At 46.5% G+C, this 22,430-nt stretch carries 22 protein-coding genes; 4 read left to right on the top strand and 18 right to left on the bottom strand.

Going from position 1 to position 22,430, the window contains the following annotated elements:
- Positions 1 to 30: 30 nt before the first annotated feature.
- From MHI48_RS05430 to MHI48_RS05415, 4 genes are read left to right on the top strand one after another with little or no spacing between them, the layout of a single operon-like run.
- Complete coding sequence (locus MHI48_RS05430) at positions 31 to 789, top strand: hypothetical protein (protein ID WP_405143317.1); 759 nt, start codon at positions 31 to 33, stop codon at positions 787 to 789.
- A gap of 53 nt (positions 790 to 842) precedes the next feature.
- Positions 843 to 980, top strand: coding sequence for a hypothetical protein (locus MHI48_RS05425; protein ID WP_161799422.1), 138 nt, complete (start codon positions 843 to 845; stop codon positions 978 to 980).
- Positions 981 to 2,327: an arsenic transporter gene (locus MHI48_RS05420; protein ID WP_101314696.1), complete on the top strand. Its 1,347-nt coding sequence runs from the start codon at positions 981 to 983 to the stop codon at positions 2,325 to 2,327. It abuts the gene before it with no gap.
- Between the two features lie 13 nt (positions 2,328 to 2,340).
- Positions 2,341 to 3,003: a DUF2642 domain-containing protein gene (locus tag MHI48_RS05415; RefSeq protein ID WP_101314695.1), complete on the top strand. Its 663-nt coding sequence runs from the start codon at positions 2,341 to 2,343 to the stop codon at positions 3,001 to 3,003.
- 64 nt (positions 3,004 to 3,067) lie between these two features.
- On the opposite strand, the gene MHI48_RS05410 is transcribed toward MHI48_RS05415, so the two are convergent.
- The 18 genes from MHI48_RS05410 to MHI48_RS05325 all read right to left on the bottom strand — a co-directional run bounded on the left by MHI48_RS05410 (position 3,068) and on the right by MHI48_RS05325 (position 22,282).
- Complete coding sequence (locus tag MHI48_RS05410; RefSeq protein ID WP_405143314.1) at positions 3,068 to 3,634, bottom strand: hypothetical protein; 567 nt, start codon at positions 3,632 to 3,634, stop codon at positions 3,068 to 3,070.
- A gap of 138 nt (positions 3,635 to 3,772) precedes the next feature.
- Positions 3,773 to 4,876, bottom strand: coding sequence for a toxic anion resistance protein (locus MHI48_RS05405; protein WP_036606281.1), 1,104 nt, complete (start codon positions 4,874 to 4,876; stop codon positions 3,773 to 3,775).
- An 11-nt stretch (positions 4,877 to 4,887) separates the two neighbouring features.
- Positions 4,888 to 5,640, bottom strand: a complete 753-nt coding sequence (locus tag MHI48_RS05400; protein WP_340902427.1) for a hypothetical protein — start codon at positions 5,638 to 5,640, stop codon at positions 4,888 to 4,890.
- 147 nt (positions 5,641 to 5,787) lie between these two features.
- A complete protein-coding gene (locus tag MHI48_RS05395) occupies positions 5,788 to 6,837 on the bottom strand; it encodes an ATP-grasp domain-containing protein (protein ID WP_405143311.1) in 1,050 nt (349 codons plus the stop codon).
- On the bottom strand, positions 6,838 to 7,686 hold the full coding sequence (locus tag MHI48_RS05390; protein WP_237176922.1) for an HAD family hydrolase: 849 nt from the start codon (positions 7,684 to 7,686) through the stop codon (positions 6,838 to 6,840).
- On the bottom strand, positions 7,686 to 8,837 hold the full coding sequence (locus MHI48_RS05385) for a cysteine protease StiP family protein (RefSeq protein WP_405143309.1): 1,152 nt from the start codon (positions 8,835 to 8,837) through the stop codon (positions 7,686 to 7,688). Before MHI48_RS05385 ends, MHI48_RS05390 begins: the two co-directional genes overlap by 1 nt.
- Entirely contained in the window at positions 8,834 to 10,129 is a 1,296-nt protein-coding gene (locus MHI48_RS05380; protein ID WP_405144588.1) for a phosphoribosyltransferase family protein, read from the bottom strand. Before MHI48_RS05380 ends, MHI48_RS05385 begins: the two co-directional genes overlap by 4 nt.
- Positions 10,130 to 10,196: 67 nt before the next feature.
- Complete coding sequence (locus MHI48_RS05375; RefSeq protein WP_051446978.1) at positions 10,197 to 11,399, bottom strand: HpcH/HpaI aldolase/citrate lyase family protein; 1,203 nt, start codon at positions 11,397 to 11,399, stop codon at positions 10,197 to 10,199.
- A 209-nt stretch (positions 11,400 to 11,608) separates the two neighbouring features.
- Entirely contained in the window at positions 11,609 to 12,865 is a 1,257-nt protein-coding gene (locus tag MHI48_RS05370; protein WP_405143307.1) for a TerD family protein, read from the bottom strand.
- A 30-nt stretch (positions 12,866 to 12,895) separates the two neighbouring features.
- Complete coding sequence (locus MHI48_RS05365; protein WP_036606267.1) at positions 12,896 to 13,477, bottom strand: TerD family protein; 582 nt, start codon at positions 13,475 to 13,477, stop codon at positions 12,896 to 12,898.
- A gap of 93 nt (positions 13,478 to 13,570) precedes the next feature.
- Positions 13,571 to 14,146, bottom strand: a complete 576-nt coding sequence (locus tag MHI48_RS05360; RefSeq protein WP_036606264.1) for a TerD family protein — start codon at positions 14,144 to 14,146, stop codon at positions 13,571 to 13,573.
- A 90-nt stretch (positions 14,147 to 14,236) separates the two neighbouring features.
- Positions 14,237 to 14,830: a TerD family protein gene (locus MHI48_RS05355; RefSeq protein ID WP_036672556.1), complete on the bottom strand. Its 594-nt coding sequence runs from the start codon at positions 14,828 to 14,830 to the stop codon at positions 14,237 to 14,239.
- 35 nt (positions 14,831 to 14,865) lie between these two features.
- Positions 14,866 to 15,312 (bottom strand): tellurite resistance TerB family protein, encoded by a 447-nt coding sequence (locus MHI48_RS05350; protein WP_036606259.1) that lies wholly within the window; start codon positions 15,310 to 15,312, stop codon positions 14,866 to 14,868.
- A 343-nt stretch (positions 15,313 to 15,655) separates the two neighbouring features.
- The gene (locus MHI48_RS05345) at positions 15,656 to 17,311 is read right to left on the bottom strand and encodes an extracellular solute-binding protein (protein ID WP_405143304.1); all 1,656 of its coding nucleotides are present in this window, start codon (positions 17,309 to 17,311) and stop codon (positions 15,656 to 15,658) included.
- A gap of 60 nt (positions 17,312 to 17,371) precedes the next feature.
- Positions 17,372 to 18,241 carry a carbohydrate ABC transporter permease gene (locus MHI48_RS05340; protein ID WP_036606256.1) on the bottom strand — a complete coding sequence of 290 codons (870 nt, stop codon included), beginning with the start codon at positions 18,239 to 18,241 and terminating at the stop codon, positions 17,372 to 17,374.
- A 14-nt stretch (positions 18,242 to 18,255) separates the two neighbouring features.
- Positions 18,256 to 19,173 carry a sugar ABC transporter permease gene (locus MHI48_RS05335; protein WP_051446994.1) on the bottom strand — a complete coding sequence of 306 codons (918 nt, stop codon included), beginning with the start codon at positions 19,171 to 19,173 and terminating at the stop codon, positions 18,256 to 18,258.
- Positions 19,174 to 19,445: 272 nt separating this feature from the next.
- Entirely contained in the window at positions 19,446 to 20,510 is a 1,065-nt protein-coding gene (locus MHI48_RS05330; RefSeq protein WP_340389235.1) for a response regulator, read from the bottom strand.
- Entirely contained in the window at positions 20,507 to 22,282 is a 1,776-nt protein-coding gene (locus tag MHI48_RS05325; protein WP_405143301.1) for a sensor histidine kinase, read from the bottom strand. The genes MHI48_RS05330 and MHI48_RS05325 overlap by 4 nt, the downstream gene beginning before the upstream one ends.
- Positions 22,283 to 22,430 lie beyond the last annotated feature (148 nt).

The raw sequence follows: 22,430 nt of genomic DNA, 5'->3' as shown, positions 1-22,430 counted from the left end.
GAACTTATATCATGGAAGGGGTCAAACACAATGTCTATGAATGGTCAAGGAATAAGAGGTTTGTTGGGAAGAGAGATTAAGATTAACCGGGGAGGACCTGATTCAATACAAGGTACACTTACGGACGTACGCATGGACTACATGGCAATGAACTGCAAAGAAGGGATTGTCTACGTTAATGAACCACATGTCAAAAGCATAACAGATACAGGCCGTTCCGGTGGTAACCGAAATGCAACCATGGGGAACCCTATTCCTTCCAACACGTTTTTGGGCGTTATGCAAGCACTCCGCTTCCGCCATGTTCAGATTAACCGGGGAGGACCTGAAAAAGTGGAAGGCATCCTGGCCGATGCCAACCAGAACCAATTGATCATGACTTTGAAAAATCAGGAGATTGTTCGTATTCCGATGCAACATGTGAAATCTGTATCCCTCGTACGTGGTGGTGGGAACAACAACAACAACAACAACAACAACAACAGCAGTAATAATAAAAGTCAAGGAAACCAAGCAGCCCAAGGTAATCAGGCGGCTCAAGGCAACAAATCGCGTGGCAATCGTTCTCAAGGGAACCAAGCAGCTCAAGGCAACCAAGCTCAGGGGAATAAGTCCGGCGGCAACAAGTCGCGGAGCAGTCAAGGCAATCGTTCTCAGGGGCAACGAGTTCAAGGCAACCAATCCCAAGGCAATAAATCAGGTGGCAACAAGTCGCGAGGCAATCAAGGTTGCCAAGGTTGCCAAGGCAATCAATCCCGTGGTAACAAATCCGGCGGTAAAAAGAAGTAACTGAAATAAACTGACAACTTAAGTTATCTACCAGCTTAAAGGGGGGAATTATCATGTTGATCTTCGTCGCATTAGTCTTGATTGGTGTGCCTTTTTACTGGATCGTTGCACCCGGAAGGCCCACTCCATCCCATGAACATCTGCTTCAGGCTTCGTCAGGACTTCTCCCCCTGGGAGGTGAATCACAGTAAATGCCTGACTACCAGTTGTGGTTAACCTTCGGGGTCTTTATCATCACTGTCATTTTCCTGATGTGGCGTCCTGGCGGATTGAATGAATCTATACCCACCTCGCTTGGCGCCCTTCTTCTTATTTTAACTGGAGTGAGCAGCTATGCTCACATTGTTGGAATCTTCGGGATCGTATCTGGTGCAGCCGTAACAATCCTCTCTACCATTGTCATGTCGATTATTCTAGATAGCATCGGTTTTTTTCGCTGGATCGCTTTGAATATGATTGAGAAAGCAAGAGGTTCCGGCTTTCGATTGTTCTGGCTAATTCTATTACTTTGTTTTCTCATGACCATCTTCTTCAACAATGATGGCAGTATTCTGATCACAACTCCGATCATTATTCGAATCTGTTCTATACTTCGTCTGAAAATGCATCAACAGTTACCCTACCTGATCTCCGGTGCGCTAATCGCTACGGCTTCCAGTGCGCCAATTGGACTTAGTAATCTGGCAAATCTGATTGCTTTGCAAATGGTTGGCTTAAATCTGAATACTTATACTCAGATGATGTTTGTGCCATCCATGCTTGCGATCATGGTGATGACCGTACTGCTGTTCTATTATTTTCGTAGAAGTATTCCCAAAGTTATTCATCATTTCCCTGTATCCCTGCAGTCTTCATCAGGTTCAGGATATCATCCGCTACAGACGACTGAATCCGAGAATAAAGTAGACTGGTGGCTGTTCCGTGTCTGTATAGGCATCGTTGTATTTATCCGTGCAGGATATTTTCTAGCTGAGCAAGTTGGTATACCCATGGAGGTAGTTGCAATCACTGGTGTTATTCTCATGCTCGCTGTGCGTTGGTATCGCACCCGGACTGGACTCAAAGATGTGATAACACAAACGCCTTGGCACATTTTACTCTTCGCCTTCAGCATCTATGTTATTGTAGATAGTCTTCACCGAGCAGGCATGACCGCATGGATCATTCAGTGGATGAAACCGATAATAGAAGGAGGAAATGCCAGCATCATTGCTGTGTCGGGGTTAATGCTCACTCTGCTTTCCAATCTGTTCAACAATCTGCCCTCCGTGATGATTGGGACCTTTGCTGTTACAGACCTTCCACTAAGTGAATCCCAACTGCATCTTGCGTATCTTGCTAATATTCTGGGAAGTGATATCGGAGCCTTGCTGACGCCTATTGGCACCTTAGCAACGTTAATTTGGATGTATATATTAAAGACCCATCATATTCGAATCTCCTGGAAACAGTATATGAAAGTTACCTTTATTGTGATACCGATAAGTCTAATTGTTAGTCTAATTTCACTATATATTTGGACGTCTATAATCTACTGAGAGGAGGTATACTGTGGAACTTCTTACGCATTGGCTGGGTAAATCCGTCGAATTAGAGCTGTCTGGCTGTAAACTACCGATCCAGGGTGAGATCATTGATGTAGGCCAGGATCTGATTGTAGTCTACGGAAATCAGCGATTTGTTTATATTCCGCTTCATCATGTTCAATCCATGCATGTCAGCACAGCAGATGATTCAAGTATAGTTTTGCCAACACCTGACCCCGAGATGGATCACACCAACATCTCTTACCGCAAAATGCTGATGAACGCCCGTGGACGATTCAGTGAAATCTCCATCGGAGGGAAAACATTGCATGGTTATATTACAAATATTATGAATGACTACTTTATGTTCTACTCTCCTTTATATCATTCTATCTACGTTTCCATTAATCATCTGAAGTATATTATTCCTTCCCCTACTAACAGCACACCCTACTCCCTTAGTAAGCAACATTTCCCTATGCAACCCTCGTCCATGTCACTCTCCCGTACACTCGATCAGCAACTTCATAAAATGATAGGTGAACTTGTTGTACTCAACCTCGGTTGCAAGCCTTACCGAGCAGGGTTATTGAAGAATGCAGACAACCACTTGCTTGCATTGGTAGAAGCAGATGGGACTTCTTTAATTATGCATACCGATCATATCCAAACCATTCATCTCCCTTGAGTATCAGAAGAACACAAAGGTTCATCTGCCTATGGCTGATGAACCTTTTTTTCAACTTTACATCCTACCATCTTCTGCGTCCACGATCACCCCGATAGTCATCATTCAACTCGCCCAGGCGATCGTACGTATCCTTATATATCCGAATCACGGCCTGAGCTTTGATAAAATCAGCATCTTCCGGTCCAAGTCCCTCCATAAACATTCTCTGAATGATCTGTTGGAAGAATTGCACTCTGGCCTCAATCTGTTCTTGCTCAAGCTGTAATATGTCTTCGAAACTGTGGTTCCCTATGTAATCCATCAACTCATCATCAGGACTGGAATAATCTGCGTTTCTCCGATCTGCTACCCATTCATCTGGCTCATCGGACTGGAGGTTAACACTGGTGCGTAATTGGGATAAGATGATTTTCTCTTTAGCCAACATGACATGAAAATCTTTGTTACGGAGCAGTTCCGATACAATCAGACTGCACATTTCACGATTTTGGATCAGTATGCCGTCAAATGGATGCAGCGTCCACTCCCCGTTTGCATAATACAGGTTAAAGTTAAAGAACTCACTGCCATATTTGTATTGAATATTAATCTTGGTCTCATCAATAATCTCGAATGAAAAGTCCAGCATGTTCAACAAGCTCCTTCGCACAACCCCAGATTTTACCTTCATTCTATCAAATAAATGAAACAAAGAGACGCACTCGGCGTCCCTCGTAGAAAATAAAACCATGTAGCAATCTCGATACGATATGCAGCGAGTCCTACCCTAATCCAGGAAAGATCCTAATGCACTGGAATCCGGTTTGTTTTTCTCCGGAATGGCAGCAGCCTTCGGCCCTTCCAGACCCAGTCGATCGCTCATTTTGGCGTTAAGTGTTGTCATCTTGTTGGTATAGTCATTACAGCTCTCAATGATCCGGCGATTAGACTGCTCGGACAGATCCAGCGCAGACATTAGATCACCCATCGCCTGATTGACGGCTTCAAGGGACATGGCCGGTTTGGACAACAGTTCATTTGTTTTCTCAGTCGTTGTCTTCAGCAATCTGGCGTTTTCCTTGAATTGATCTTCAATCGTCTTGTTCGTAGCTTCCACAGCGGAAATAACCTTCTCCTGATCATTAAGTGCCATCGCAATCATGGCCGAAACGGTGATCAGATTCGCTGTTTTATCAATGGCATTATTAACGGAATCAATCAGCTTGTCATTGTTATCATTAATGATGTCGGTAGCTGCAATTGCCTGATTGTACAGCATGATCATCTCTGTCATGGATTGGGTACGTGTTACCACTTTGCGCAACCCACGCTCCAGATGTGCTTTACGATTCTCGTTCTCAGGCTTGGCAATCTCGGTTTCGAACAATGCTTTCAATTGATTACCAAAAGAGATTTTGGTCTGCAGATTGTAGATCTCCTGAATGGAGGAACGTTTCAATTGGCGCATATTTACGATGCTTTCTTCCAGGTTGTCCTTGCCGTCCCGCAACCCGTTAATGATCGCATCAATGTTCGTGCGAACAGATTGATAACGGTATACATAGTTTTTCAGCGGGCTTTTACGTAACAACTTCCCGACAAAACTCACATTTTTACTCTGCTGCAAACTCTCACATTCATCACGGAGCTTCAGGATCATGTTGGATACCTCTGCCCGGTTCCCGGACATCAATTCATTGACTGGGCGATCAAGCAACTTGAGAGTCTGTCCTGCTCTCTCTTGTGTTTTCACGCCCAACTTGCCGATATCATCCATTAAGGTATCCAGATGAGCCGGATCACTTTGGGACACTTTCTGAATAAGCTGTGTTGCTTCCTGGTTAATCCGTTGCTCATCTTCCTGCTTCAACTGAGCCCATTCCGTTGCCATGCCAATCCCTCCTATAATTCAGAGCTGTTATACCGTTGATGTATTAGTTCCGCTTTGTTCTGGAGCTCCATTAAGTCTTTATGTTCAATCGTTGATACAATATCCGATATCTTGGAATCCACGTCTCGAAGACCATTCAGCAGCATACGCCGATTGTTGCGTTTGGCTTCTCCACTTAAACGTAAAAATGGATTAATAAAACCGTTCAGGTCTTTTAAAATCAGTCTGCGCACCGTATGGTTAATATCCCCGTTGTTTAACTCCTGAAGGGAAGGAATCACACGCTGAAGACGGGCAAACAACGCCAATGATTTCTCCACGATCTCATTATCCAGCTCGTTCTTCTGACCTTCGGAGATGATCATGTCCTCCAGAACCTCCAGGTACTCAATCACCGGATCAAATACAGGATCTGGTTCGGTCCGGGAAGGCTTCGCTTGTTCTGTGCCCGCATGCTGTGCGGGAGTGGAGCTCGGTTGGGGCTCTGCCAGAGAAGCTTCTCGTGCCCCTGTTGGCACTGTGCTCGGTGCTTGTCCACCATTCAAGCGGGATGGTTCATTTCCGATATCTGTAATGGGTACAGGGGCTGATGACGAACCCTGGACCTGTGTACGTGGCGTGGAACGTGAAGGAATCAATCCTCCGACCACAGTTGCCAGTGCCGGAATTGCCCACGTGATGACATCCGGTAGAAAGGGACTCGAGATCGCCGCGAGACCATAACCGACCAATGCGCCTATACCTATCTTCGTTTTCCGTAACATTACTTGTCCTCCTGCCTTAACAACACATACAGTGCATATTCAAAAAGTCTGATTTTCAGTACCGAGAAGATGGACTTTTTGAATAACCTCTCATCCGTATTGTAAAAAAACCATCCAGAAGGTGTCAATGTTGAGGGAAATTCTCAGCTAGACGTGGTGTACTCCGCTTACCTTCTGAACGTCGATTATAAATGGCTGTTCGATATGACTTCCCAGTAAGCCAAACTTCGGATGTAGTGGTCCAATATCATGGCCAAGTGCAGACTTGACAGCCAGATACGGGAAGTTCACGCCCGACAGACAAGACATGTGCAACCCACCAGACATACGCGGATTAATCTCCAGTAGCTTCGGTGTATCCTTGCGATATTTCATCTGTATATTAAAATTATAAGGAATCTGATATACCTCTGCCACATTGCGGGCAATCGCCAGCAATTCCTCGTTTTCTTCGAGCAAGCGTAAACGTCCTCTTTCTTTTCTACGCGGGATAGCCGTTATAAGTTTCCCATTGCGATCCGAAAGACAATCAATGCTGTATTCATATCCTTCCAGTACCTCCATCACCATGACATTTTGAAAGGACGGAGCAGAAGAGAACGCACGCAGGGCATCTTCATACGAAATGGAGTTAAGCGCGTATCCGAACAACTCCTGCAACGGATCACGTTCATTATTAATCACTCGGAATCCCATACCACCCTCACCATTACATGGTTTGAAGCATACATCGTGTCCACGTGCACGTAGCGCCTCATAGGCTTGCTGGAATTGTGCAGCATTACTGACCGTGAAATAATCCGGAATCTCCATAATGCCCTTCTCACGCACCGATTCATAGAACCGGTCTTTCTCCATCAATTGTTCCAGCAATTCCGTGTCCGAGCATACGATAACCCGTGTACCGATCTCTTCGAACAGGGAGATATGTCTGCTGATGTCAAGCATGTTCCAGCGTGGAATAAACACATCAATCTGATGACGACGGCAAAAGTCGAGGCAAAAATCAACATACTCCCGGCCCGTTAGACGCGGTTCAACTTCTGCAACATCACAGCCCTGTAATGCCATATGTCCCGGATCAGGATGAGTACCGTAGATCTCAAATTCCATACCGTCCTCATTGTCCCGAATCGCATTCATATAATGATACGTTACAGAGAACCAACGGTTGAAGTAAATCTTCATTTTTTTCATTTATACGGTCTCCCTTATCTCGGCATGGTCTATCTGGGTCTGTTGATCGTTATGAATACGGTGAACGTAATCGAGAATCTCATCTGCTGCAAAAGCACCGAATTGTTCCGTAAATTGATACGGCACCAGCTCAGGTGCACGCTGTCTCTCCACATGTAACTCTCCGTGGGACGGAGCAATGGCATGCTGCGCAAAGTCCAGCAAACAGCGATCCAGCAAGGAATCGCCCGAAGCAATCACAGGCACATCGCCAATGCGTTGCCTAATATGCTCCACTGCAGCTCGTTTGTTCACGGCTGAAGGTACCAGATAGAGCTTCCGACCCTGGATTGAACTCTCCCATCCCAGCGTCTCTAACACCCGAATCTTTTCCGCAATACGCTCCATCGGAAGCTTGTCACGTTCGATCAGTAATGCAAAAAACAGCTCATCACACAATCGCTGATTAATCACCCACTCCGGGCTCAGTACATCGTCAAATAAATCCAGGATCTCTTCAGGAGCAGCTGCCTGCTGACGAAGCAAAGAACGAATATGCAAGTTCCATTCATCGTCTACCTGTCCGTCAACAATGATGTTGCCACCATTACTCGTCACCGCATATTTCGGAATACATTCGTTCTGAAAAATATGAATGCGCCGGTACTGCTCCACGGTACGTGTCGTCACAGGCATAAATACAATGTCTTGTGGCAAAGACTGCAACCGCTCCAGTGCATATGCTGACATAAAAGCGGACAACTTGCCGTTAATCCACTCTGCGGGAACAAGTCCCGGTGTATCTTCGGGAATACGGAGCGCACGACGGGAGTACACCAGCGTCTGGTCCAGATCACTTGCGTAGATCATCATTCTCCTCCACCTCCCAGGGATTGAATAATGCCGCAACAGGAATAGGTTAGTCCCGGATATACCTCAACCGGCACATTTCTGTCTCTGGCGAGCATCATGATATGTTGCAAATCCGGATTATCCAATCGATCCACAAGAATCTTCCAAGGAACCCGGCGTAATAACACCCGGGTTGTTTCTCCGATCCCAGGTTTGATCAGATTGATGTTCGCAATGCCAAAGGATTGCTGGATGGACTCGATATCCTGCCAACCTTTCCAGGTAATTTCCGAAGTACCAGTAGCATTGTCCTCCGTTTGAATCTCCGCTAGATCTATCATTTGCGGAAAATGCTGAGCAATAGTATCCACGTATTGGGTCGACACATCCGCAGAGGACCATTCACGATACCATTTGGCTCCGTGAAAATCTGTCGGCCCAATCAGATCATCGCGAAGTACTGTGCGGCTCACCAGTCCAGAGACAGTGGAATTCAGACAAGCGCTAGGAATGAGATAATCTTCCCTTGTCCCAAAGGTGCCTGAGCATTGCCCCGGATCGGCCAACACGGCAAGATCATCATCGAGGCTCATGCCATAAGTCCGTTCCATTTGGTCACAGGACTCTTTCAGCACTTTGCGAATAGCCCCTTTTCCTGTCCAACCATCTACAAACTGAATGGCTGTTTCCAGACCATGCTGCTGTAAAATATATAAAATTGCGTTCTCGTCCATACCCTTGCCACGAATAATTGAAATGCTATAATGCGGAATCGTCACCTTGTATTTCAATTCAATATAACGTTTGATCAGGATGCCCACAGGTGTTCCGGCTCGAGCCAGAGATACCAGCACCAGATTCAGTCCCCTGCGCTCTACAATCTTCTCAGCCACAATGGCGGTATGACGCGCGATTCTTGCAGCGGATTGTTCCAGCGTCTGATGGAACAGCTCAATGTATTCTGCTGTGGGCTGGTATTCCACGGGCAGCATCTCCGAATAATGAACCCCGGATTGGATCGCCTGCTCCCGTTCACCCGTTCCCTTTTCCAGATCAACATGGCTGATATCCTTCAGTAGGAAAACAACGTCCGATGCAACATAACTGCCCATCGGTTCGGGAGACGGAATCTCACGTTGTCTGATTAGCTCCAGTGTAGTTAAGTTCATTGCTCGTTGTCCCCTGTCTTCTCTGGCAAGCCGCAATATACGATATGAATGTGTCCACACCCCAACTGCTCCAGTACCTTCAACATCGGTTCCATTCGTTCTTCGGACATCTGTCTCTCCAGCAGAACAAAAATCTCATCATATTGTCCCGGAGCGATGTTATAGATAAAGTTACGAACAGATGCGTCTTCCGGTGAGGCATATCCGGCACCACTACGAACAGCATATCCTGGAGCCGGATGTGTATGGATTGGACTGCGGGTAGTGGATTGATACAACACGCCTTCTCCCATCTCGGCAGCAATACGCATCGGAATGTACATGAACTCCCCTGTTCCCATCACCAAAGTCCGTTCTCCCGTACGCTGCGTCCGAAGCCGTTCTGCAATCCGGCTAATCTCCTGGCGCAATTCGCCATTATGACGGGATTGCATACCAAACCTGCCCGTATGCTGGACGTAGCTCGCTGTGCTACGTTTACCTTCACCATCCTCCGAAGTAGCGTGCAGCTGATCGAAGGCATCGGCAACGGTAGAGGTTTGAAGCGTTACGGCAGGACGGGATAGCTGCTCATCTTGCTGTGTTGGTTCCAACTGTGGAGTACCCACTACTTCAATACGGCCCTTCAACAGGCTTAACGGTGTAATGGTAATTCCCAATTCAGCTTCCAGTTCGGCAAACCGATTCTCGTCCGCTTCCGTACGCCAGTCCAACAGCGAAGCAATCACATATTGCTTCCTAGGATATCTGGCCTGAATATCCCGAATGATATTCAACGTCGTTTTGCCCGTCGTAATCTCGTCGTCCACCAGAACAATCGGACCCTCTCCTGCAAAGGCTTCATGATCCAACGCATAACAACGATGAGCCATCGCGTGGGAGTGTTCTTCTTCAAATTGAATATCCGGATGCATCGCTGGAACATATTCGCGAGTGGTGTGAATATAGGAAGCTTGATCAGCAAACATCTCGTACATGCTGTGACCCAGCGCTGTAGCGGTCTCGGCAAAACCAACAAAACGAATCGTTTCCGGTAAACTCAAGCTTTCTTGCAACAGCATGTTGTACACTTGCCGGGCTTGTTGGGGATCAATCAGTCCCTCGACCATTTCCCGTTTCCACTCGGTGATCTGAACTTTCGTCTCTTCCGTCTTTTCAGTCAGGTGCTCATATAACAGAACAGCCAATGCCGCGCCACTCAGAAGCGAGGTATACGGATTAACCGGGATGTGCTTGCCCAGCAGTTTGCTTACAAACAGAAATGAACGTTTCTTATTGATGCGTGCAGCCATGGAAAATAGAGATTCTAGTGGAAGTTGCAGCGGGTTATGTGTAACCTGAACGTTCAGACTGAATTGATCAAGAATTGGGAACGTAGTTATGTTGTTGTTCGTGCTTGGGCAAGAGCCCGACAAAATGCTGCTGTTCATGTAACACCCCATATATTTGTGATCGGATTAGAATTCGATTCGCCCAGCTCAAGTGTGGTTTAATCTCATTCATTTTGTTATAGTAATTACTTTTGAACACACCCAGGCTACCGTCATTACGGGCGATGATGTCTTGGGCATCGGAATATTCCTCATGTGTAACAACGTACATGGCTTGTACGGGCTTAATATGAGAAGGATGAATGATCGTTTTGCCTACAATTCCATTTTCCTTGTCCATCATGACTTCACGCATCAATCCATCCATTGTGTTCGTAATATATTTCATTCTCAGATGCAGCCCTGACTTGCCAAGGGTTTCTTCGAATGGAGTCTGTCGTAATTGAGGTTTGAACACGCGCTCCCGCTGACTGAAATATTCCCAGACAGGACCCGAGATCACATACGGCTTGTCCATTCGTCCAAACAGATTGATAATATCCGAGATGCAGTCACGGATCGTGGCGATATCGTATATAGTCAATTCCGGGCTTCGGCGTAGTCCAAACAGGCTGGAGAAATCGGTCGCACCAATGCGTACATTGAGCACATATTCAACATTTTCATCGAGGATGTTACGAAGGCCCAGTAAGGTCTCCCAACGTGTCTCCCGATATATAATTGAAGCCGTTTCCAATATAGGCATTCCATAGAGAACGGGATAATGATCCGGTTTCCGTTGATTATAACTGCGGATCTGGTCGAAATAGGCTCTTCCATTGCCCACACAAAACTTGGGCAATGCCACGCCTGTCAGCATGGACACCAATTCTCCCAACGTATCAATGAGACGTTCCAACTGTTGTGGTGAACGTACACGAGCAAACAGAAGAGGCATTTGATCCTGACTCAGCATGCCTGTCTCCATATAAGTCATCAATTGAGTTAGATGCTGTACCAGACACTGCTCGGCAAACTCTACTTGGTCGTCACCCACAGCGTCCTCCAGATCAATAATAATGGTCGTCAGACCTTCATGTTTACCATTCATAATGTCGTCCGCGATATGAGTGCGCGTCGCGGGCATATATAAAGCAGCCCCAACAGCATATGCCAGTAGATCTTTGGAAGTCCGGTGATTGAACGAGACGGGTGAAGAGAAAAATAAAGTATCTTCTTCTTCCAGACTCAAAAAGTTAAAATATTTCAGGGTTGTCTCCTCCTCGCACCTTTGGCAATAGCCAATCTGCAATAGTTGATTCCAGCTGTCGGGGCATAAAAACCAATCCCTCCTTAGTCTGGAGGGATTGATGGTCTATTATCGAGGATAACGTTGGTCAACAGTATCCTTGCAATGGTGCTGACCGATACAGCGTTTGTATATTGAATAAATTCAAATGATTACTTTCTTCCCGCAACCCACTGCATTCCCCAATCATGAGCCTCGTCCAACGCCTGATGGCCATTATAGAACTGCACGATTCGTTCAATACTGAATGTCTCATTGTTCACATTGCGTAACATCGCGATGCCACACATGCCAAGCGGGCTCCCGTATTCATTCATTCGGACAATGATATCCGGGCCATCCTTCTGCTGGATAGTTACCACACCGTCTACTTGAGACCAGTTGGCCACACCACCATAAATATAGGTGAATACCAAGATGCGCTCAATTTCCGAGATACGGGCACCATTAATCCGCAGATTCTCTCCCGTCTTAACCGATCCCGTCCGGTCATCCCCATCCAGTGCAATATAAGGGAAACGGTTGAGTGAACCAAACGTTTGTCCCAATGCCTGAATTACATCTCGTGTACCATCCTTCATCTCGAACAGACAGCCCAAGTCCAGATCCACACTCTTGCTGCGACCAAATAACCCTTTGCTACCCTGTTGATTCCAGTTGAGGTTAATCAGGATTTCACCAAGTCCCCCCGCATTTTTCTTGAGGTTAATGGTGTCGCCCTTCTTCTTCAATTCAATTTTGCTGAAATTGATCGAATTCACAGGGGAAGGCGTCGGTTCTGGTGCGGGCACCGGGGGTAGTGGAGTAGGTACATCTGTCGGTGGAACGGTTGAAGTCGTTGGTGCAGGTTCTGATCCACCATCTACATCCACACCAAAGTTAGCGCAGAGTGCATTCAAACCACCTGCAAAACCCGACCCTATTGCATTGAACTTCCATTCTCCGTTATGGCGATACAATTCACCGATGACAATCGCGGTCTCCACTGTAAAACCGCTTCCCAGATCATATCTCATTACTTCCTGACCTGTAGCTGCATTGGCAAACCGTAGAAAACCATGCTGAACCTGTCCAAAATGATGGCGTCGTGCTTCACCGTCATGAATCGTCAGGCTGAAGGCGATTTTCTCAATTCGGGCAGGGATTTTGCCAAGATCAATGGCGAATTGTTTCTTCTCGCCACCAACCTGTCCACCATCCATATACGTGATGAACGAGGTAGAGGGCTGATTATAAAAGATAAAATCTTCATCTCCAACCACTTTATTGTCTGAACCCAGAAGGAATGCTGATGTGTCCAGCTCTACACCCGAGGCTGCCTCCCAACCAATGCCTACCGTTAGACGGGACAAGCCCGGATTGGTTTTGGTCAGATCACTCTTCTGGCCTTTCACGACAGAAATCGCCATAGCAGATTCACCTTTCTATGCCAAGTTATGTTATTGTGCATCCAGCCCGTAATTTTTGCATAAAGCAGATAGTCCACCTGTGAAGCCACTGCCTACCGCCTGGAATTTCCAGTCTGCACCTGCACGGTAAAACTCACAGAACACTACAGCTGTTTCGGTAGAGTAGTCTTCTCCGAGGTCGAAACGAAGCACTTCCCGATCACTTGCAGCATCTACAACACGAACAAAAGCATTGGAGACTTGTCCAAAATTCTGCCCTCGTCCATCTCCATCATAGATGGTTACGGTAATACCGATCCGGTGAATGTGCGCAGGGATTTTGCTGAAGTCAACGACAACTTGCTCATCATCGCCGTCACCCTCACCCGTACGATTGTCACCGGTATGTGTCACTGAACCCGCACCGCCGCTTGGATTGTTGTAAAAAACAAAGTCATCCGTACCTTTGGCTTTTCCATCTTCGTACAACAAAAAAGCCGAGGCGTCCAGGTCAAAGTCGACTCCACCACTATATTTGTTTGTATCCCAACCCAAACCAACCACCACACGGGTAAGGCCCGGATTCGTCTTAGTCAGGTCAATACGTTGTCCTTTGGCAAGACTGATCGTCATTTGTTTTTCCACCTTTCCAAAATATGTGATTAAATGAAAAGGAGAACCGTCCAGGAGACGGTTCTTCCCATCCTGTAAGTCGTACTGTACGTCCTATTGCAAACCGTAGTCGCGTGTCAATCCAACCAATCCATCTTGGTAACCACTACCGATGGCACTGAACTTCCACTCGCCGCTATGACGATACAATTCACCAACAACTACACCTGTTTCGATGGAGAAGTCTTCTCCCAGGTCGAAACGAATCAGTTCTTCGCTGTTTGCTTCGTTGACGATTCGCACATAAGCACGGGAGACTTGTCCGAAGTTCTGGCTACGTTCTGTAGCTTCGTAGATTGTAATGGAGAATGCAATTTTCTCTACATTCGCGGGTACGTTAGGCAGGTCGATATTGATCTGCTCATCATCACCATCGCCATCTCCTGTACGGTTGTCACCGGTGTGAACAACAGAACCATTTTCATTTTGTGGATTGTTGAAGAAGATGAAGTTTTTCTCGCCTTCTACTTTACCGTTTGCATTGGCACAGAATACCGATACATCCAGGTCAAAGTCTTTTCCGCCATCATACTTATTGGTATCCCAGCCCAAGCCTACTGTGATTTTTGTCAAACCTGGGTTTGTTTTAGTCAGATCGATTTTTTGACCTTTAGAGAGATTAATTGCCATCGTATGATCATCCTCGCTTATTTAAGTGTATTGTAGTTATCGTGACATATGAATATCAGAATTATTGTCGATTTAGGTTAAATCTTGTACTTAGGAGTACCTGCGAGCGAGTTCGTTGATATGTACCGCATGGGAACCCTCTCCAATTGCTGAGAATTTCCATTCGCCTCCATGACGATACAATTCACCACAGATCAACGCCGTTGAACCTGTGTAGTTTTCGGATAGATTGAACTTCACGAGCTCACTGGAATTTTTACCATCCAGAATACGAATATAAGCCTTCTCAATCATGCCAAAATCTTGCTTGCGATTGACACAATCGTAGATATTAACAACGATTAATACTTTATGAACATCAGCAGGAATACGGGACAGATCCATTTTGATCTGTTCGTCGTCACCGTCTCCCTGTCCTGTTAGATTGTCACCTGAATGGATAACCGAACGACATGCACTTTGCTTGTTGTGGAAGCAAACCAGGTTGGAATCCTTGACCAACTTGCCTTCCTCATTCAACATGATCGCCGATGCATCACAATCGATATCCGCTTGTTTTTTTCTTCCAAAGAAACCTTTGGCAGTTACCGGGTCCCAACCGAGACCAGCAATCACCTCAGTAAGTCCTGCATTGCCTTTGGTTAAATCAATTTTCTGTCCTTTGACCAAATTAATGCTTGCCACTGATTTTCACCTCCCTTCATATGTAAAATAGCTACTTAGAGATTGAATTCACTCGGGTTCAGTCCAAGTACGATGCATATCTCGGCAACGACTCTTTTCTCCTGATCATCAAAGTTGCCGTCAGCTGAACCAATCGCACTGCATACACCCACAATAACGCGTCCTACATCCGGCTTGGCTTTGAATTTCCCAATAGCTTTCAGCGCTTCCTGCTTCCCGATCTCTGGAGAGAACTCAAAGTTCGCGACATAATGATTAAATCGTGTAATCACTTCAGCCATATCAAATACTTTCAATTCCTGACTCAGGTTGATATAACCGGCCATCTTGTTCTTTTCTGCTTCGTCAATGGAACCATCTGCAAAAGCAACCAGTGCACAACCTGCAACCACGGCATCCATAAAATCTTTATTTTTAAACTTTTTGACTTGCTCTTCAAGTCCTTGTTTTGTTGAATTTAACCAGCTTTTAAATGAACTCATACTCAACCTCCAATAGTTTCAACCTGGTGTTCCGTACATTCTTTTCAAGATTTTTCAGTAAATTTCATGTCTACATCATGTTGAATATAAGTTAAATTATTCCTTAACTATACTCTGAAATACGGCAATTTTCTACATTAAAAAACAATTAATACCTTATGATACGCATCGTTCTGGATATAGTTTCAAGCAAGATACGAGAACTTTCTATTCACTTCATTTTCCAGGTAAAAATCCCCCTATTTGAAGCCCAAACATAAAAAGGCTCTGATCAGGGGATCAGAGCGCTTATTTCTACCAACACCAAAATTATAAATCTTATGAATGATTTGAATCCATGAATTTATTCCGATTTTTCAAAATCAGCCTGTTGTTGTTCATAGATTTCATAGAAGTCGTCCCAGACTAGTACATTATCCTTTTCCTTGCTCCACCAGTCTTTGTACCATGCTTCAATCTCCGGGCCCCCGCCTTGCTCCCACTTCTGCTGTGCTTCCGTTGCAGCCTGTTCGACTGTATATTTGCTTCCGCCAATGATGGAACGGGTAAAGATATCGTTGATCGCTGTTGTCACATTGGTCAACTTCACCTGAAGCTCCTTGGGTAGCTGCGGCATATGTTCTGAATGGGTAACACCCTCTCCTACCGGAAGATCCGTCATGTATACCTCACGCGCTTCCTTGAATAGTCGAAGTCCTTCCTTCTGCGACGGGATCTCTTCGCTGAATAGCATTTCTGTGTACCCGCATTTGCCTTCCTCCAGACGGCTGTACAACATGGCGTAATCGCCTGCCCAGCTGATCTCCTGCTTATATTTCTCCTGATCCGAGATGCGCGGACAGCCTTGATCGTTCAGCGTATAATGCGTGTTTTCAAATCCATTTTTGAAGGTTCGACCTGACTCTATTTTGGTCAGAAAATCGATATATTGTATAACTGCTTCCGGATTTTTGGCTCGTGCATTCACAGCTGCAGTCATCTGAACCGGGTTATTCCACACCATCGTGTGCTGTCCTACGGACGTGGTTGGCAGAGCGATGACCTTTAATTTGGCTTCAGGAACATTCTGCATCAGTGTATCCAGTTCCTTCGCTGCAAACCCGGTATAATCCGAAGTCATGGCTGCGTACATACCGATTTTGCCATTCAGGAAATCCTGCTTCGCCTTGGCCCCATCCTTGTCGGTCAATAAGTCCTTATCCACCACTCCTGCTTCATATAATGCACGTTTGAATGCCGTGGCTTCTTTCATGTTGTTGGGACCAACCACCATCTCCCCGTCCTCCACATTCACCCAGTTGGCGTTGTACATATAGCGGAACAGACCCGCTGTATCACCGAACTGGAATCCACCGATGCCGTATGTATCCTTAGCTCCGTTTCCATCGGGATCATTCTCCGTGAAGGCCTTGGCTACCGCCAGCATCTCTTCCTCATTGGTCGGTACCTCCAGATTCAACTTTTCCAGCCAGTCTTCCCGAATGAAAAAGCTCGTTAGTGGAAACACCTCGTTCATACGTCCCACTTCATAGAGCTTACCATCGCTTTTGATGCCGGCCTTCTTGAGCTGGGGATATTTCTCCATCAAGGCTTTGTATTCCACACTCGAGTTCTCGATTAACTCATCCAGTGGCATCAGCTGTTTTTGATTAAACAGAGTGTTACGGATGGGCGTACCGAATTCAAAAATGATATCCGGTGCACTGCCAGAAGCGAATAATACGTTAAGTTTCGACTGAGATTCCCAGCGGGGAACTGCTGTATATTTTACATTAGCCGGGCCATTCTCGTTAATCCACTTGGACCACATATTATCTTCGATCGTACCCATGCCGCTTGGGACCGCGCCCCGATCATAGATCGTTGACGTAATGTTCCCCCTGTTGCCTTCGCCTTCCGCCTGTTCGCTACCGTTACCTCCTGTACATCCCGCCAGCAAACCACCGATCAAGCCCAGAACGAGACCCGACTTCATCCATGCCTTCATCGTTAACGCCATAGATAAGACCCTCTTTCTCTCCTGTAATATGAACCCATGCGGGTTAACCCACAGCCTGCTTTAACCTTTAATTGATCCAAGCATGACCCCTTTAACGAAGTACTTCTGCAAGAACGGATACACTGCCAAAATGGGTATGACCATCACAATGACAGCTGCTGCCCGGATGCCTTCCGGGGTCAGATTCGATATCATCGTTGGATCGGTAAAATCCTGTACATTCAGATTGGACATAATCATATTTTGGACAAGCACGGTCATGTTGTATTTGGACGTATCATTGATATAAATCATCACACTCATGAACGAATTCCAGTAACCCACGCCGTAAAAGAGAGCAATAGTCGCCAGCAAAGGTTTGGATAATGGCAACACGATTCGGAACAAAAGCCCCAGTTCACCACAACCATCGATGCGCGCAGCCTCATCCACTTCCCCCGGCAGATTTTCAAAATAAGATCGCATAATCAGCATGTTGTACGTGCTCACCAGACCCGGTAGCCAAAGCGCGCCGTAACTGTTCACAAGACCGAGATTTTGCACGACCAAATAAGTCGGGATGAGTCCACCGTTGAAAATCATCGTGAACACCATCGCCATCGTAAAGAAGCGCCGGTGATAAAAATGTCTGCGTGACAGCGGATATGCCGCCATAATTGTCACCGCCATGCTGAGCCCTGTACCGATCAATGTGATCTCCACACTGTTCCAGAATGCATTCAGAATCGGCGTCCCCGTAATTAGGCTGTGATAGGAGAACCAGGTGAAATCGACGGGCCATAACCCCACTTGACCTGAAACTACCGCTCTCGCATCACTAAATGACAAGGCAACAATGTTCAGTAAGGGCAGGATACAGCTGACGGCAACCAATGACAACAATACATAATTGATTAGATAAAAGACTTTTTCTCCCTTGGTTTTTCTCATGCTGTTCTCCCTCCCTACCACAAACCTTCGTTGAATCGACGCGCGATATAATTTGCACTGAAAATGAGGATAAATGCAACCAGTGATTCGAACAATCCCATCGCCGTTGTCAGGCTGAACTGTGCTCCCTGAAGACCGGTGCGGTAGATATAGGTACTGATTACATCTGCTATCTCATTGACATTGGAATTCTGAAGCATATACACCTGGTCGAATCCGACCTCCATCACCCGCCCCATCGACAGAATCAGCAGGAGAATAATGGTGGAGCGTATACCCGGAAGGGTGACATGCCAGATCTGGCGCATTTTGCTGGCCCCATCCATCTGTGCAGCCTCGTATTGACTCGGATCAATGGTCGTTAGTGCCGCGAGAAAAATGATGGCATTAAAGCCCATGTCCTTCCAGATCCCTGAGCCAACAAACACCGCTACCCACGAACCCTTGTTGTACATGAACGGATAAGGTGCTCCCGTCCAGGCCTCGACCCAGCGGTTGACGATCCCATTTTCCAAAGAGAAAACCGTCATGATCATCATCGCAATGATGACCCAGGAAAAGAAGTGTGGCATATAGACCACCGTCTGCACCGTTCGCTTAAAGGCCATGTTTCGCACTTCATTCAGCATAATGGCCAGAATGATCGGAATGGGAAACCCGATAATGATGCTTAACAGACTGAGGAACAAGGTGTTACGAATAATCTCCACCGTGCGCGGATCACTGAACAGCGTCTGAAAATGCTGAAAGCCCACCCATGGACTGTTCCACAGCCCATCATAGAAGTTGTAGTCCTTGAAGGCCATGACCAGCCCTCCGATGGGTGCATAACGAAAGGTAAGGTAGAACATAATCACCGGAACAAACATCAAGATTAACGGAATATTCATCTTGAATCGTCGAAGCCGCTGCTGCCGAAGCCGCTGCTTCATCTCACTGTCCGGCGGTTGTAATCCAGACGGCGGACCTGCGGTCAGTTCTCCCTTCACATCCATCACTCCTCTCTGCTGTTGATGTACTATAGTTGTATTTTAGATAAAAATGTAAGCGTAAACATTTGTTATTTAACGATCCTTTTATAATTTTCTACGCAAAAATAACCCCACATGGTGGGGTTGACCTTGGAAACGAACAGATATTAAGAGAAGGCTTCTCTTTAATTTGAGACCCTGCAGCAGTTCGAGGGGGATTGCTACCGGGCACTTCACTTGGCTACTTGCTTGCGATATTCGCGGGGTGATACCCCCGTCATCTGTTTGAATACGGTTGTAAAATAACTGGAGTTATCGAACCCGGTCAGTTCCGCGATATCTGCCATACTCTGCCGAGTGCTGTGCAGCAGCAGCTTCGCCTTATCAATTCGGCGCTTGCTGACATATTGGCTGAAGCCTTGTCCTGTCTCTTTTTTGAACAAATGGCTTAAGTAGTTGGGAGTCACATGAACATGGGCAGCCACGGCCTGCAACGTACATGTGCTGGAATAGTTCATTTCAATATACTGTATAACTCGTGTAACGACATGATCCTGCTGTTCCTGAGTTAGCCGCATTATCATATCCACCCACTCTTCGCTCTTGCATCTGGCCCAAGCGATGACTTCAGGTATGGTATGAATCCAGAGTAGTGGATCTGGGGCAGTTGAGTCCATACCACTGGATTCCTGAGGCTGAAGCTGTTGTACCCGTAAGTCCGTCATGACCTTCATAAGCATATGAATCTCCGCTTTGCCTTGTGACAAGCTCATCCCGGACGCTTCTTCTAGCAACATCTCGATCCGATTCATTATCGATCCGAATTGATGGTGGAGCAGCAACAAAGTCAGTTCCTCTCGCAGTCTCTCGGTACGGTCCACCTGGCTGTATTGTTCCCTGATCCGAATGTCGGACTGTTTTCGGCGATATCGTTCATGTGCCTTTTGTAACACCTGGCATGCTTCATCGAGCGAGAACGGCTTTAACAAAAATTCAATTGCTCCATATCGGATGGCACGCTGTGCATATTCGAACTCTCGATAACCTGTCAAAATGATAATCATAATGTCCAGTCCACTCTCGTGTATGCGTTCAGCCAAATCTAGACCATCCATCACAGGCATGTTGATGTCCGTAATGATTAGATCAGGTGTGCAGCTGTGTACAGCCTGTATCGCTTCTTCTCCATCGGCCGCTTCCCCAACAACCTCCCAACCGAGGGGGTTATTGCGAACCAGATGAATCAGACCCTGACGAAATAATGCTTCATCATCCACTACAAGCATACGTCCATTCAACAGAACCTACTCCTCTCAGTCACCTGAATTTCCCGGCATAAGTCCTCACCGATCTGATAAGGCAAACAAAGACGTACTAGCGTACCCTCTCCCACAGTCGACTCGATCTGTACACCGTAGGGTTCACCGTGAATCAACTCAATTCTTCGAAGTACACTCCGCATGCCAATGTGCTGACGTTCCTCATCGGCATGTGCCACTGGCTTCATAATGCGTTCAATGACCGATGCGTGCATGCCGCAGCCGTTATCTGAAATTTCGATGATGAGCAGATCCGGCTCTCCTTCATGCCCGTTTTGCCGCGAGCCACGAATCTCCAGATGGCGGTTGTTCCTTTTGTCCGAGAAGGCATGAACAAAAACATTCTCCACGATGGGCTGAAGCAACAGCCGGATCACCTGACAGCGAAGCAATTCAGCAGGAACGGCAATTTCAATCGACAAGGCTTCCTGATACCGGGCCTGCTGAATCTGCAGGTAGTGATCTATTTGCTTCATCTCATCCTGAACGGTCGTCAGTTGCTGCACGGGTTCCAGCGTATACTGCAGCATCTCGGACAAGGCAGTGACCAGGCGAGCCGATTTCTCATCACCAAGCATATAGAACTTCCAGAAAAACATGCTCAGCGTGTTATACAGAAAATGGGGATTCAGCTGGGCCTGAATAGCTTTGAGTTCAGCCTCTTTTTCACTGAGTTCGCGCTCGTACACTTCATGTATAAGCGTATCAATCCGGGAAGCCATTGCATTGAATCGTTCACCGATGAAACCGAGCTCATCCCGTGTCTCGATCCGTACCCGTGTATCGAACTGTCCATCACGCACTCTTTTCATCGCGTTGACTAGACTCGCAAGTGGACGCAACAGTCTGCCGCTAATTACGGTAATGATAAACCAGGAGCATAATATGCTGGCTACCGCAGAGAACACAGCAACTTTTACAATAATCTTTCCCTTGTTCTGAATCTGAGCCAGTGAGACCTTGCTGACCAGGGTGAAGCCCGCTTTGTCTGACGTTTGCTTCGTATACAATTGGGTTGTTCCCTGCTCGTCCCTGATCTCCGTCGCCCCTAGGCTTAGCTCGGTAAGTGGTGGTGGATCCGCATCCTGATTATGAAAGGCATATAGAAGCTCACCATCTGCGTCAAACAAGTAGACAGCAACTTCCTCATTCAGTCGCAGATCTTTGAGATACGATTCGAACAACGAGGTGTTAAACAGAATTAGCATGACGCCATAGGTCTCCAGATCAACAGACCGCATTAATCGTCCCGCCAGAATCCAATTGGATTGTTCCTCCTGCAAGAAGGCATCCGGCCCCAAACGATTCCAACCATATTCGCCGCCCGTTCCTTCCAGTCTATGAACCATCTCTGCCAGATAGGAAGGATCCATCTGTTGAAATGAGCCAGCAAAGGCGCCGAGATTAAATATGTTATCCTTCAGGTCATATATGCGGAGCCCCATGATCTCCGGTGCATCCAGCCTTACCTGATACAACTGATCATCCAGTTCATCTTCCAGCTTCATCTGATCATAGGACGAGATGCCAGAGGTCTGTGCTTTGATGGCATTTTTTACGGAGGGATTCAGTGTGATATAATCGGTGACTTTATACATGTCGTGTACCCTGGAATCCAGACGTGCAAGAATCTGCTCTGCGGTAAGACTATACTGGCGACTGACCTCTTCATTGAACAGGTCGATATGGATGCGATAGGTGATCAACCCTGTGATTCCGGAGATTAAGACCGTTGCGGTAGATAAAAACAAGATAAGCTTCGTTTTAAATTTAAAGCGTTTACAAAAGTTCATCCACCACATCTTTCACACACCTCACCTATATTCCGTACATGTCTGACTCCTAAAAACATATCATACACCTATTGGAAAATACCAGAAAAACCCTGACCCCGCTTCA

It is taken from the genome of Paenibacillus sp. FSL H7-0942, from assembly GCF_045040715.1.
GTDB lineage: Bacteria > Bacillota > Bacilli > Paenibacillales > Paenibacillaceae > Paenibacillus > Paenibacillus amylolyticus.
Note: the sequence above shows the minus strand (reverse complement) of the source record. Positions and strands in the feature narration are given on the sequence as shown.